Origin of the sequence: Brevundimonas bullata, assembly GCF_003350205.1 — a bacterium.
Taxonomy (GTDB): domain Bacteria; phylum Pseudomonadota; class Alphaproteobacteria; order Caulobacterales; family Caulobacteraceae; genus Brevundimonas; species Brevundimonas bullata.
On the sequence record NZ_QLLC01000004.1, the window covers coordinates 1 to 12,955 of the forward strand.

Below are 12,955 nucleotides of genomic sequence, written 5' to 3' on the forward strand. Positions count from 1 at the left end.
CGTAACTAACCCAAGGACTCTGGTCGCCGCTGGATGAAAACTCAGAGGCACGTCAGAGTCAGACCGCGCATTCGCCCGGTGATCGACACCTAGCCTGAAAACGAATTCTCCCAACCGCCGCAGCCGCCCAAGCCGCATCAGCCTGCCGTAGGGCGATCAATCAAGCGCGTCGCGAGCGCGTGCATCAGCAGCCGCCAGACCGCCGATGATGAAGGTGGCGACGCAGCGGGCCTGATGAGCGTCCGACTCCAGGAGCGCCAGGGCCAGCTCTTTGGAACAGGCGAGCTCCTCGCTATCGAGAACCTCCTGCGCCGCCGCTTCGAGATCCTTGAACCCGTTGGCCGTCCTGGCGGCGCGCTCTTCAATGGTCTGTAGCCTGTCCATATCCATCCTCGGCAGCGCTCCGTCTCACGCCATACGCATCGCAGATGCAGATCAAACCTGACGCTTGATCCGCCCCTTCCCCAGGCCCTAGACGGATGATCGCCCACATCCACTGTAGGCGCGTGTGCGCCGTCCTTTTCGCCGACCAGCTGGACTGACTAGGCTCAGGACCCATTGATCCGAGTGAGACGATCTGATTCAGGCTCCTGAGGAGTCTGGACATGAGTGACCTGTATTGGCTGACGGACGAGCAGACGGCGCGGCTGGCGCCCTATTTCCCGAAGAGCCACGGCAAGCCTCGGGTGGATGACCGCCGGGTTCTGAGCGGGATCATTTTCGTCAACCGCCACGGCCTGCGCTGGCGTGATGCGCCGGCGGCCTATGGGCCACACAAGACCCTCTACAATCGCTGGAAGCGATGGAGCGAGGCAGGCGTCTTCATGCGGATGATGGATGGTCTGTCCGGGGCTCAGACCGAACGCCGCACCGTCATGATCGACGCGACCTATCTCAAGGCGCACCGCACGGCTTCAAGCCTGCGGGTAAAAAGGGGGGCCTCGGGCGGCTGATCGGACGCACGAAAGGCGGCATGAACACCAAGCTGCACCCCGTGAGCGATGCGAACGGAAGGCCCATCAGCCCGTTCGTGACGGCGGGCCAGGTCAGCGATTACACCGGCGCCGCAGCCTTGCTGGACGGCCTGCCCCGAGCCCAATGGCTGCTGGGCGACTGGGGCTATGACGCAGACTGGTTCAGGGACGCCTTGCGGGGCCAAGGGGATCACGCCCTGCATCCCGGGGCGCAAAACCCGAGCCGAGCCCATCCGCTACGACAAGCGCAGGTACAAACGGCGTAACCGGATAGAGATCATGTTCGGGTGCCTGAAAGACTGGCGGCGGATCGCCACCCGATATGATCGCTGCCCGATCGTCTTCCTCTCCGTCATAGCCCTCGCCGCAACCGTCCTGTTCTGGCTATGAGTCCTGAGCCTAGGCGTGGAGATCGTCCCGGGCCGGCCTTACGCTAGGAGGCCAATCACATCGTCGGCGGGCACACGGCTTTTCAGAACGTTTCAACGAAATCCACAGAAACTGCCCCCCTGATGCCCTCCTTGAACTAAGTTACTCCGAATACGGAACAAACGACTCCCGAAAAATCGGTACAATATACTGATTTTACTAAGAAAGTCTGGCAAACGGCGACGGGTTCGAACCGCCGACCCTCTCGGTGTAAACAAATGGGCCTGCGCCTAAGAGACTGTATTTTCTAACGTTCCGGTGGCTAAGTTTCCGGTTTCGTTCCGGCAATTTTAGGCTGTTTCTGGGAACTTTCTGGGCACCTCTTGCCGCGCCCAGCCCATCGTCGCCTATCAACCCGTTGCGGATTTTGGCGGCCAGCCGATAGAAGGAGAGCCGATGATTATCGCCATGATGCTCTTGGTTCTTAGCCAATCGCCCCCCTTCGATGCGGCGGGGCCTGAACCTGTCGTTTGTGAACAGTCCGAACGAGATCCAGTTACGGGATCTCGTCTGTGGTGCCCTGCTGAGGTCAAAGGGCGGGTTCCGCAACGCCTATTAGCGACTGCCCCCATCGATCAGGTCGGTAAGGGATGGGCATTGTTGAAATGCGATCTCGGCGAAAACGGCGTGACTACTGCCTGTAGACTTGTTGAAGAGTCAGAACCACAATCTCCGTTCGGCGCGTGGGCGACAAGTGTTCAGCTTCGGGCGATTGCACAGGGAACGGATGGCAATCTGCCCACGCCTGGCGACAGCTATTACGCTTTTGCCCGATGGGAAGTTCGCTAACGTCCGCTTCCCGCCGGAGCGCTCCTAGACCGGGGCATCGGCCATGCCACGACGCGCACCACGTAGCGAGGACACCCCATGCGCCCATTTAGCCTGCTTGCCGTCCTGATCGGCCTAGCCGCCCCGAGCATCGCAATGGCGCAGGGCATGGTCCACATGCCGGTTACAGTGGTTTCGGGTCCTCCTGTGGGCGAACAAGGCGTGCTGAGCGGGGCGCGGTTCGCGGAGCATGTCGTGCGGGCCTCCAATGCCATCGTCACCGAGATGCCTCTCACAGTGGGACGGCGCATCATTCCAGCGGGGACGCCATTGGCGCAGGTCCGCTCAAACTCCCTCCCTGTCCAGCGGGTATGGTGCGATGTCCGCCCAATGGGGCGCTGGAGTTCCGGCGACGCTGCGTGTTTCGAGGACCGTGATGACGATGGCCGGCTCGACCGGAGCCTCCGGGGTCTGACTCAGCCCGGCTACTTTACCTTCGGCGTCGCCGCGATCGGCGACTACCGTGACCTTGCCCAGCAAGCCACCTATCGCGAGGCGACTCCGGAGGAGCGTCCGACGACCCGCTTTGGCCTGATCCTGTGCCGCAACATTTCAGGCCAGCACGGCTTCGCCATCACCGTTCCCCTGCACGACAACGACTGGCTGGTGAACCCCGCCCCCTGCCCCATCATGCCGGAGCGATTGGACGGGAAGCAGGTCATTCGGTTCCAAGGGCTGCGCCTCGAAATAAGTGAACCGCGCGACGCTGGCTCATGGATAGTCATCTCGGCCATTCCTAGGGACGCTGACATCGTCCTTTCGTTCCGGCGACGTTAAACAGGCCGTCTGGCCGCGGTGCGGGCGGAGCTATCGTGTTACTACCCGTTGCGGAAGTTGGGAGTGTCCGCTCTCAAGTCGTCTGGCCGCCTAGCTGTTCGCATTCACATGATATCTGGGTACCAGAAGCTCATAGTCATCCGCCAAAAATCCCAGATATCAAAAATAATGATTATTTATCAATAACTTAAAGTGGTAGGCGGCGACGGGTTCGAACCGCCGACCCTCTCGGTGTAAACGAGATGCTCTGACCAGCTGAGCTAGCCGCCCTCATGACGTGTGCGTCAGGCGCGCTTAATGCCCGTGTCCGCTCAGCCGTTCAAGGCGCTTTTCAATCCTTCCCCAACCCGGAAGCGGGCGGTGCGCGAGGCGGGGCGGGCGATGGCCTCGCCGGTCTGCGGATTACGGGCGGTTCCGGCCTTGCGCTCGACGGCGATAAAACTGCCGAAACCGACCAGGCGCACGTCGCGGCCACGGGTCAGCGAGGCCGTCACATTGTCCGTAAAGGCTTCCAGCGCCAGCTTGGCCTGGTCGCGGCTGATGCCCGCCGCCTCGGCCATGACGCCGATCAGCTCGGTCTTGTTCATTGTCTGCTCCCCAGCAAATTTCCCCGGGCGCACTTAAGGCCTTCCTGACGCTGACGTCAAAAGCAACACGGCCCGGGTTCCCCCGGGCCGCGCGCTGTCGGTCAGATGGTCGTCGGCCTCAGTGGCTGACGGCGGTTCCGTCCTGGGTCGGCGTCCCCTGCGGCGCGGGCAGCAGCGGCTCAGCCGCCTCGTCCCATTCCACCGGCGTCAGCGTGCCGGTCAGGGCCCACTTCAGCGCCTCGTCGGCGGTCGAGATCGGGATGATCTCCAGCGCCGACTTCACGTTCTCCGGCACCTCCTCCAGGTCCTTCTCGTTCTCCTGAGGGATCAGCACCGTCTTCACGCCAGAGCGCAGAGCCGCCAGCAGCTTTTCCTTCAGGCCGCCGATGGCCGTGACACGGCCGCGCAGGGTGATCTCGCCGGTCATGGCGATGTCCTTGCGGATCGGGATGCCGGTCAGGACCGAGACCATGGCCACGGTCATGGCCACGCCGGCCGAGGGGCCGTCCTTGGGCGTGGCGCCGTCCGGCACGTGAACGTGGATGTCGGTCTTCTCGAACACCGGCGGCTTGACGCCGAAGCTGAGGGCGCGGCTGCGGACGTAGGAGGCGGCGGCGGAGATCGATTCCTTCATCACCTCCTTCAGGTTGCCGGTCACGGTCATGCGGCCGCGGCCCGGCATCTTGATCGCCTCGATGGTGAGGATGTCGCCGCCGAACTCGGTCCAGGCCAGGCCGGTGACGATACCCACCTGATCCTCAGCATCCGTCTCGCCGTAGCGGAACTTCTTCACCCCCGCATATTCGGCCAGCTTGGCCGCATCGACGGTGATGGAGACAGCCTTGGTCTTGGCCATCTCGCGCACCGCCTTGCGGGCAAGACCGCCCAGGGCGCGTTCCAGCGAACGCACGCCGGCTTCACGCGTGTAATAGCGGATCAAGTCGCGGATCGTCTCTTCCGGGGCGATCAGCTCGCCGTCTTTCAGGCCGTGATCCTTGAGCTGTTTCGGCAGGACGTGACGCTTGGCGATCTCGACCTTCTCATCCTCGGTGTAGCCGCTGACCCGGATGATCTCCATCCGGTCCATCAGGGGCTGAGGCATGTTCAGACTGTTGGCCGTGGTCACGAACATGACCTGCGACAGGTCATAGTCGACCTCAAGATAGTGGTCGCCGAAGGTGGAGTTCTGGGCCGGGTCCAGCACCTCCAGCAGCGCCGACGACGGGTCGCCGCGCCAGTCGGACCCCAGCTTGTCGATCTCGTCCAGCAGAACGAAGGCGTTGGTCGTCTTGGCCTTCTTCATCGACTGGATGATCTTGCCGGGCATGGAGCCGATGTAGGTCCGGCGGTGGCCGCGGATCTCGCTTTCGTCGCGCACGCCGCCCAGCGACATGCGGACGTATTCACGCCCGGTCGCCTTGGCGATGGACTGCGCCAGCGAGGTCTTACCGACGCCGGGAGGGCCGACCAGGCACAGAATCGGACCCTTCAGGCTGCCGGTGCGCGCCTGGACGGCCAGATACTCGATGATCCGTTCCTTGACCTTCTCGAGGCCGTAGTGATCCTCCTCGAGGATGTCCTCGGCCTTTTGCAGGTCGATCGGCTTGGTCTTGGCCTTGCCCCACGGCACGGACAGCAGCCAGTCGAGGTAGTTGCGCACCACGGTCGATTCCGCCGACATCGGTGACATGTTGCGCAGCTTCTTCAGCTCCGCATCGGCCTTGGCGCGCGCCTCCTTGGACAGCTTGGTCTTGCGGATGCGCTTTTCGAGTTCCAGCAGTTCGTCGCGCGAGTCGTCGGTCTCACCCAGCTCGCGCTGGATCGCCTTCATCTGCTCGTTCAGATAATATTCGCGCTGGGTCTTCTCCATCTGGCGCTTCACGCGCGAGCGGATCTTCTTCTCGACCTGAAGGACGCTGATTTCGCCCTCCATCAGGCCATAGACCTTCTCCAGTCGGGCCGGCACCTCGATGGTTTCCAGCAGGCTCTGCTTGTCGGCGATCTTCACCGACAGGTGGGCGGCCACGCTGTCCGCCAGCTTGGACGGGTCGCTGATCTGGGGGATGGAGCTGAGGGCCTCGGGCGGGACCTTCTTGTTCAGCTTCACATAGTTTTCGAACTGCTCGATCACCGCGCGCAGAAGGGCTTCACTCTGCGAGGCGTCGCCTTCTTCATCGGCGATCTCGACGGCCTCGGCCTCGTAATAGTCCTCGCGGTCAGTGAAGCGGATCAGGCGCGCGCGGCCCTTGCCCTCGACCAGCACCTTTACGGTGCCGTCGGGCAGCTTCAGCAGTTGCAGGACAGTGGCCAGAACGCCCGTCTGATAGATGGCGTCCGCCGCAGGATCGTCGTCGACGGAGTTCTTCTGGGTGGCGAGCAGGATCTGCTTGTCGCCCTTCATGATCTCGTCCAGCGCCCGCACGGACTTCTCGCGTCCTACGAACAGCGGCACGACCATGTGCGGAAAGACGACGATGTCTCTCAGCGGCAGGACGGGGAGGATTTTGCTCTCGGTCATGATGCGTACTTTCCTGGGCCATCGGAGATCTCCGGCCCGCCGCTCTGAAACGCCCCGGCGCGAATGCCAAGACCCTCCTGAACGACCCGCCGATTCCGGCGGCTTTCGTGTGAGTATGTGGTTCGTGTGACGCCGTGTTCAAGCGTAGCGGGCGGATGGCCCACAGATGCGTGTTTCGGCGGCCACGGTGGACGACCTGATCGGCCCTCTCCGGCGCCGAGGCCGGTTCATGCGCCGACGGCGTCCGGGGAAGTCATCTCCACCTCGAACAGTCTGTGGCGCCGGGGCCGCAGACCAGGCTGGAATGGAAAAGGGGGCGGGCCGTCGCCGGCGCCGCCCCCTTCCGACAGTGCATCGCCCGATCAAGCGGCGCCGTCGGCCTTCTTCTTGGAGCTTTCCGAGTAGATCAGCAGCGGCTGGGCGCGGCCTTCGATCACCTCGGCATTGACCACGACCTCCTCGACGCCCTCGAAGGTCGGCAGTTCGAACATGGTCTCCAGCAGGATGCCTTCCAGAATGGAACGCAGGCCGCGAGCGCCGGTCTTGCGCGTGATCGCCTTCTTGGCGACGGCGTTCAGCGCGTCGTCGGTGAAGGTCAGCGCCACGTTCTCCATCTCGAACAGACGCTTGTACTGCTTGACCAGAGCGTTCTTCGGCTCGGTCAGGATGGTGACAAGCGCCGTCTCATCGAGGTCTTCCAGCGTCGCCAGAACCGGCAGACGGCCGATGAACTCGGGGATCAGGCCGAAGCGCATCAGATCGTCCGGCTCGACGCCCTTGAGGATATCGCCGGTGCGGCGTTCGTCGATTTCCTTGACCTTGGCGCCGAAGCCGATCGAAGCCCCTGCGCCGCGCGCCGAGATCACCTTCTCAAGGCCGGCGAAGGCGCCGCCGACGATGAACAGGATGTTGGCGGTGTCGACCTGTAGGAACTCCTGCTGCGGATGCTTGCGGCCGCCTTGCGGAGGCACGGAGGCGACGGTGCCTTCCATGATCTTCAGCAGGGCCTGCTGCACGCCTTCGCCCGACACGTCGCGGGTGATCGACGGGTTGTCCGACTTGCGCGAAATCTTGTCGATCTCGTCGATGTAGACGATGCCGCGCTGAGCCCGCTCGACGTTGTAGTCCGAGGCCTGAAGCAGCTTCAGGATGATGTTCTCGACATCCTCACCCACATAACCGGCTTCGGTCAGGGTCGTGGCGTCGGCCATGGTGAACGGCACGTCGATGATGCGGGCCAGCGTCTGGGCCAGCAGCGTCTTGCCCGAGCCGGTCGGCCCGATCAGCATGATGTTCGACTTGGCCAGTTCGACGTCGTTGTTCTTCGTCGCGTGGTTCAGGCGCTTGTAGTGGTTGTGGACGGCGACGCTCAGCACCTTCTTGGCGTGGCTCTGGCCGATCACATAATCGTCCAGGACGTCGCGGATCTCCTTCGGAGTCGGCACGCCGTCCTTGGTCGTCTTGAAGGCGATCTTGTGCTCTTCGCGGATGATATCCATGCACAGTTCGACGCATTCATCGCAGATGAACACGGTCGGTCCCGCAATCAGCTTGCGGACTTCGTGCTGGCTCTTGCCGCAGAACGAGCAATAGAGCGTACTTTTAGCGTCTGTGCCGGCGGCTTTGGTCATAGACCCTTCTCACTCCCGCGATCCGGCCCGACATGGGACGGAAGGCGCATACCTCGTCATTGATCCGTGAATCTATGCACGAAGGTCTTCAAAAAAAGACAATCACCCATCACACGTTCCGCCACAACCCTGTTGCGACACGACAATGTCGCTAACACGGACGGACAATGCAGTTTCTAAGGGGATCACGGCTAATGGCAGACATGGGCGCCGCACAATCGTTTCGCCAGTCCCCCGTCGGGGACCGTCAGATCGTCGCTTTCGATTTCGACGGCACCCTGACGATTCGCGACAGTTTCACCGCCTTCCTGCGCTGGCGGGTCGGTGCGGCTGGCTGGGCTATCGGTCTGGCCAAGATGGCGCCCGCGCTAGCGGCCTACATCGTCGACCGCGACCGGGGCCGGATCAAGGCCGCCTCGGTGCGTGAATTCCTGCACGGCGTGGAGCGCGCGGCGCTGGAGGCCGAGGCCGAACGCTATGCGGATCAGGTCTGGGACCGCTTCATGCGCCCCGACGCCCTCGCCTGCTGGAAGGCCTGGGGCGAGAAGGGCGCGCACCGCGTCATCGTCACCGCTTCGCCGGAAACGACCGTCGCCCCCTTCGCCCGTCGCCTGGGGGCCGAAGGCCTGCTCGGGACCCAGCTGGTGTTCGATTCTCAGGATCGCGTCACGGGCGCCTTCGCGGGCGAGAACTGCCGGGGCGAGGAAAAGGTGCGCCGTCTGCGCGCCGCCTATGGCGACGACATGACGCTGGCCGCCGCCTATGGCGACACATCCGGCGACACCGAAATGATCGCCATCGCCGCTGAAAAAGGCTTCCGCGTCTTCACCGCCCATCCTTGAGCGACGCCGTGACGGGCAGCGTCGGCGGTCAGTGACCGTCGGCGTCTACGTCAAAGACCATGGGCTTGCCGCGCGAAGTCGGGTTCCAGCCCGCCTCCATCGCCGAGACCACGGCGTTGCGAACCGCATCGACGTTGACCCGCTGCTTCTCGACGTCCGGCCGGCCGTTGGGGCGCAGCGGCGGCGGAAACTGGATGATGGCCTCGCGCTTGAAATCGACCAGGCACAGGGTGACGGCCATGCCCTCCCACTTCCCGCCCGACTTGGGCTGAGGCTGGCGGCGGATCTCCCACTCATAGATGTCGCCGTCGACTTCGACGGTGCCTTTGGAATCGCGCGTGTACTGCATGGCCGCCTGATAGCACGGGCGTTGAAACGATTCGAGGCGGAGCCCGTCGCCGGACCCCGCCTCGCTATCTCAGACGCTGAACCTCAGGTTCAGACCGTCTTCACGCCGTCGTCGTCGGCCTGGGTGCGCTTGTCATAGACGTGGTCGACGATGCCCCAGGCCTTGGCTTCTTCGGCGGTCATGAAGTGGTCGCGGTCCAGGGTGCGCTCGACCTCCTCATAGGTCCGACCCGTGTGGTGGACGTAGATCTCGTTCAGGCGACGCTTGGTGGCGATGATGTCCTCGGCGTGGCGCTCGATGTCCGAGGCCGTGCCGCGGAAGCCGCCCGAGGGCTGGTGCACCATGACCCGCGCGTTCGGCAGGGCGATGCGCTGACCCGCTTCACCCGCCGTCAGGATCAGCGAGCCGGCCGAGGCGGCCATGCCCATGACCACGGTCGAGACCGGCGACTTGATGTATTGCATGGTGTCGTAGATCGCAAGCGCCGAGGTCACCTGACCGCCGGGGCTGTTGATGTACATGCTGATTTCCTTCTTCGGGTTTTCCGATTCCAGGAACAGCAGCTGGGCGCAGATCAGCGAGGCCATGCCGTCCTCGAACGGCCCGGTCAGGAAGATGATCCGCTCGCGCAGCAGGCGCGAAAAGATGTCGAACGACCGTTCGCCGCGGCTGGATTGCTCCACCACCATCGGGACGAGGTTATTGGAGATGTAGTCGATCGGATCGCGCATGAAGGCCTTCTCGAATGCTGGGAGGCCGCGCGACTCAACCGAACGCGCGCCTGTCTCCTACGATATCGCGTTCATAGAGCCTCGGCGCAAGGCGGCGCCCCAAAAGCAAATCCCCGCCCCGGAAGAACCGGGACGGGGATCGCAAGCCTTGGCTCGGGAAGGAAGGGCTTAGCCCTCGTCTTCTTCCTTCAGCAGCTCTTCTTTCGAGATCGGCGTGTCGGTGACGTCGGCGACGCCGACGATCAGGTCGACGACCTTTTCTTCATAGATCGGCGCGCGCAGCTGGGCGGCGGCGTTCGGGTTCTGGCGGTAGAAGTCCAGAACCATCTTTTCCTGGCCCGGGTAGTTGCGGGCTTCGGCCATGATGGCGCCCGACAGCTCCTGATCCGTCACGCCGACGTTGTTGGCGCGACCGATTTCAGCCAGCACCAGACCCAGGCGCACGCGGCGCTCGGCGATCTTGCGGTACTCGGCCTTGAGCTCGTCTTCCGACTTCTTGGCGTCCTCTTCCGGCAGACGGCCGGCGTCCTTGTCAGCCGACACCTGGGCCCAGATGCCTTCGAACTCGGCGTCCACCATCTTGGGCGGCAGGTCGAAGCTGTGCGCCTCGTCCAGTTGGTCCAGCAGGGCGCGCTTCAGCTTGAAGCGGGCAGCGCCGGCGTATTGCTGGTCCAGGTTGGCCTTCAGCAGCTCTTTGAGCTTGTCCAGCGACTCCAGGCCGATGCGGGTGGCGAACTCGTCGTCGATCTTGGCTTCGGCTTCGGCCTTGATGGCCTTGACTTTGACGTCGAAGGTCGCGGCTTTGCCGGCCAGGTTCTTGGCCTGGTAGTCTTCCGGGAAGGTGACTTCGATGGTCTTCTCTTCGCCGACCTTGGCGCCCTTGAGCTGCTCTTCGAAGCCCGGGATGAAGCGGTTGGAGCCGATCACCAGGTCAGCGTCCTCGGCCGAGCCGCCTTCGAACACTTCGCCGTCCAGCTTGCCGACGAAGTCGATGGTCAGTTGGTCGCCTTCGGCGGCCTTGACCGACTTGCCGGTCTTGTCCTCGTAGGACTTGGCCTGCGAGGCCAGTTCCTTCAGGGCTTCTTCCAGATCTTCGTCCGAAGCGGTGTAGGTCGGGCGCTCCAGCTTCAGGGTCTTCGGATCGACCGGGGTGAAGTCGGGCATGACTTCCAGGGCCATTTCGTAGGCCAGGTCTTCCTGACCGGCGATGACCTTGTCCATGTCCGAGATCAGCTTCATCTCGGCCGGGGCGGCCGGACGCAGCTTGGCGTCGTCCAGGGCCTTCTGACTGGTTTCGTTCAGCGAGGCGTTGATGATTTCGCCCATGAAGTCACGGCCGAAGGTCTTCTTGACGTGCGCGGCCGGCACCTTGCCCGGACGGAAGCCCTTGAGCTTCATCTGCGGCGCAACTTCCTTGATGCGCGCTTCCAGCTTTTCGTTCAGCTCGGCTACCGGAATGGTCACCGCGATCACGCGGCTGAGGCCTTCGTTCGACTTTTCGACGACTTGCATGGTCGGGATTCTGACGCTCTGTGGCGACGCCGAACGGCGCGCGCGGTGGATAAAGCAATAGGGCCGCCCTTTTGGAGCGGCGCCTCGAAGCCCGCTCTTATGTCGAGAAGGGGCCGAAAGGTCAACGCGCCCGGTTCCTTAGTCGCCCTGCTGCCGCTATCTGAGAGGCCATGAGCCAGCCCGCCTCCCCCATCGGCGTCTTCGTCACGCCCGTCACGCCGCTGCAGCAGAACTGCACCACCGTCTGGTGCACGAAGACGAACAAGGCCGCCGTCATTGACCCCGGCGGTTCGGCGGATGCGATTCTGAGCGAGATCGGGCGACGCGGCCTGACGCTGGACGCCATCTGGATCACCCACGGCCACCTCGACCACGCCGGCGGCGCCGCCGAGATGCAGGAAAAGACCGGCGTCGACATCATCGGTCCTCACGCCGAGGACCAGTTCTGGATCGACCTGATTCCCACCCAAGGTCAGAAGTACGGCCTACCCGACGTGCGCAGCTTCACCCCGACGCGCTTTCTCGATGACGGCGACGTCCTGACGCTGGGCGAGACCGCCTGGGAGGTCGTTCACTGCCCCGGCCACACGCCGGGCCATGTCATCTTCTTCAACCGCAAGGCCCGCTTCGCCCAAGTCGGCGACGTCCTGTTCCAGGGCTCGATCGGCCGCACGGACTTTCCCCGCAGCGACCACGGCGCCCTGTTGCACGCCATCACGAATAAGCTGTGGCCCCTAGGCGACGACGTGACCTTCGTGCCGGGTCACGGTCCGCATTCGACCTTCGGGGCCGAGCGACGGACCAACCCCTATGTTTCGGATCAGGCCATGTCGCGCGCGCCCATCGCCCGCCCGGCGACCGGCCCCTCCTGATCTAGCGCGCGGCCAGCAGACCGATGATCATGCCGATCCCCAGGGCATAGAGCGTCGCCCGCATCGGCTCGTCGCGGATGGCGTCGCGCGTACGTTTGACGCGCCGGTCGGCCCAGGCCCGCGCCTCCGCCGCATCCTCGCGCACGGCCTCATGGATCGGACGCGGCTGCGCTCCCCTGGCGATGATGGAGTCGGCTTCGCGCTCCAGTTTCAGGCTCTCCGTCGATGAGCCATTGATGATGTCTTCCGGCGAAACCGCGGACGTATAGGGCTCGGCCATAAGCAATCTCCTGTGATGGGGGGTCGCTTTTCAACCCGTCGATCCGCCGCAGGTTCCTGATCGAACCGCCTTCTCTTCCCAGGCGTTGGACTGGACCAACAGGAGAGACGCATGACCTATATCGAGCCCGATACCCCCGGCGGCGTGCCCGAGATCCAGCCGCCCGCCACGCCTGAGCCCGACCTGCAGCCCGGCGAAACGCCTGAGGAACTGCCCCCGCTCGAACCGGGCGGCGGACAGCCTGGCGATTCCCGGCCCCACGACTGACCGTCCACAGAACAAGGAAATCGTTCTTGTTCGGAACCACGGCGGCGGCGTCGGGTTCTTTCCGGCAAGCGCCACCGTCTTTGAAAGGAACAGCCGAATGGCCGAAGGTCAGCCCACCCGCGGCTCCGGTGTTTCCAAGCGAGGCTTCGCCTCGATGGACCCCGAACGCCAACGCGAGATCGCCCGCAAGGGCGGCGCCAGCGTCCCCAGCGAGAAGCGCAGCTTCTCTCAGGACCGCAGCCTGGCGGCCCAGGCCGGCCGCAAGGGCGGCGAAGCCTCGCACGGCTCGCGCAACAAGACTGACAGCGACACCCCGCCCAAGGGTTAAGCGTCACCTGTCAGCCATCAAGGCGGCGCA

14 protein-coding genes, 1 tRNA gene and 1 pseudogene are annotated in these 12,955 nt (G+C 63.8%); 7 read left to right on the forward strand and 9 right to left on the reverse strand.

All coding sequences use genetic code 11. The features are described from left to right. Positions 1-156: 156 nt before the first annotated feature. The gene (locus tag DXK21_RS02565) at positions 157-390 is read right to left on the reverse strand and encodes a hypothetical protein (protein WP_211305954.1); all 234 of its coding nucleotides are present in this window, start codon (positions 388-390) and stop codon (positions 157-159) included. 215 nt (positions 391-605) lie between these two features. Here DXK21_RS02565 and DXK21_RS02570 point away from each other — a divergent pair. From DXK21_RS02570 to DXK21_RS02575, 3 genes and pseudogenes are all read left to right on the forward strand, one after another. After that, positions 606-1,364, forward strand: a pseudogene (locus tag DXK21_RS02570) (IS5 family transposase). A 435-nt stretch (positions 1,365-1,799) separates the two neighbouring features. Further along, positions 1,800-2,192, forward strand: a complete 393-nt coding sequence (locus DXK21_RS16440; RefSeq protein ID WP_162790562.1) for a hypothetical protein — start codon at positions 1,800-1,802, stop codon at positions 2,190-2,192. Between the two features lie 78 nt (positions 2,193-2,270). After that, the gene (locus DXK21_RS02575; protein ID WP_114816228.1) at positions 2,271-3,008 is read left to right on the forward strand and encodes a hypothetical protein; all 738 of its coding nucleotides are present in this window, start codon (positions 2,271-2,273) and stop codon (positions 3,006-3,008) included. Positions 3,009-3,201: 193 nt separating this feature from the next. Here the strand turns inward: DXK21_RS02575 and DXK21_RS02580 are convergent. The 4 genes from DXK21_RS02580 to clpX form a co-directional block, all read right to left on the reverse strand. Next, positions 3,202-3,278 (reverse strand) — tRNA-Val (locus DXK21_RS02580). A 41-nt stretch (positions 3,279-3,319) separates the two neighbouring features. Next, on the reverse strand, positions 3,320-3,595 hold the full coding sequence (locus DXK21_RS02585) for an HU family DNA-binding protein (RefSeq protein WP_114816229.1): 276 nt from the start codon (positions 3,593-3,595) through the stop codon (positions 3,320-3,322). 118 nt (positions 3,596-3,713) lie between these two features. Then, a complete protein-coding gene (gene lon / locus DXK21_RS02590) occupies positions 3,714-6,113 on the reverse strand; it encodes an endopeptidase La (RefSeq protein WP_114816230.1) in 2,400 nt (799 codons plus the stop codon). Between the two features lie 362 nt (positions 6,114-6,475). Then, positions 6,476-7,744, reverse strand: coding sequence for an ATP-dependent Clp protease ATP-binding subunit ClpX (clpX, locus tag DXK21_RS02595; protein WP_114816231.1), 1,269 nt, complete (start codon positions 7,742-7,744; stop codon positions 6,476-6,478). 194 nt (positions 7,745-7,938) lie between these two features. Between clpX and DXK21_RS02600 the strand changes: the two genes are divergently transcribed. Then, a complete protein-coding gene (locus DXK21_RS02600; RefSeq protein ID WP_114816232.1) occupies positions 7,939-8,586 on the forward strand; it encodes an HAD-IB family hydrolase in 648 nt (215 codons plus the stop codon). A gap of 28 nt (positions 8,587-8,614) precedes the next feature. On the opposite strand, the gene DXK21_RS02605 is transcribed toward DXK21_RS02600, so the two are convergent. The 3 genes from DXK21_RS02605 to tig form a co-directional block, all read right to left on the reverse strand. Then, complete coding sequence (locus DXK21_RS02605) at positions 8,615-8,935, reverse strand: hypothetical protein (protein ID WP_114816233.1); 321 nt, start codon at positions 8,933-8,935, stop codon at positions 8,615-8,617. An 89-nt stretch (positions 8,936-9,024) separates the two neighbouring features. Continuing rightward, the gene (locus DXK21_RS02610; RefSeq protein WP_114816234.1) at positions 9,025-9,666 is read right to left on the reverse strand and encodes an ATP-dependent Clp protease proteolytic subunit; all 642 of its coding nucleotides are present in this window, start codon (positions 9,664-9,666) and stop codon (positions 9,025-9,027) included. Positions 9,667-9,834: 168 nt separating this feature from the next. Next, the gene (gene tig, locus DXK21_RS02615) at positions 9,835-11,178 is read right to left on the reverse strand and encodes a trigger factor (protein ID WP_114816235.1); all 1,344 of its coding nucleotides are present in this window, start codon (positions 11,176-11,178) and stop codon (positions 9,835-9,837) included. A gap of 170 nt (positions 11,179-11,348) precedes the next feature. On the opposite strand from tig, the gene DXK21_RS02620 reads away from it, so the two are divergent. Then, a complete protein-coding gene (locus tag DXK21_RS02620; RefSeq protein ID WP_114816236.1) occupies positions 11,349-12,050 on the forward strand; it encodes an MBL fold metallo-hydrolase in 702 nt (233 codons plus the stop codon). 1 nt (position 12,051) lies between these two features. On the opposite strand, the gene DXK21_RS02625 is transcribed toward DXK21_RS02620, so the two are convergent. Beyond that, positions 12,052-12,330 carry a hypothetical protein gene (locus tag DXK21_RS02625; protein WP_114816237.1) on the reverse strand — a complete coding sequence of 93 codons (279 nt, stop codon included), beginning with the start codon at positions 12,328-12,330 and terminating at the stop codon, positions 12,052-12,054. A gap of 111 nt (positions 12,331-12,441) precedes the next feature. Between DXK21_RS02625 and DXK21_RS16445 the strand changes: the two genes are divergently transcribed. After that, a complete protein-coding gene (locus tag DXK21_RS16445; protein ID WP_162790561.1) occupies positions 12,442-12,597 on the forward strand; it encodes a hypothetical protein in 156 nt (51 codons plus the stop codon). A gap of 97 nt (positions 12,598-12,694) precedes the next feature. Beyond that, entirely contained in the window at positions 12,695-12,925 is a 231-nt protein-coding gene (locus DXK21_RS02630) for a con-10 family general stress protein (RefSeq protein WP_105562276.1), read from the forward strand. Positions 12,926-12,955 lie beyond the last annotated feature (30 nt).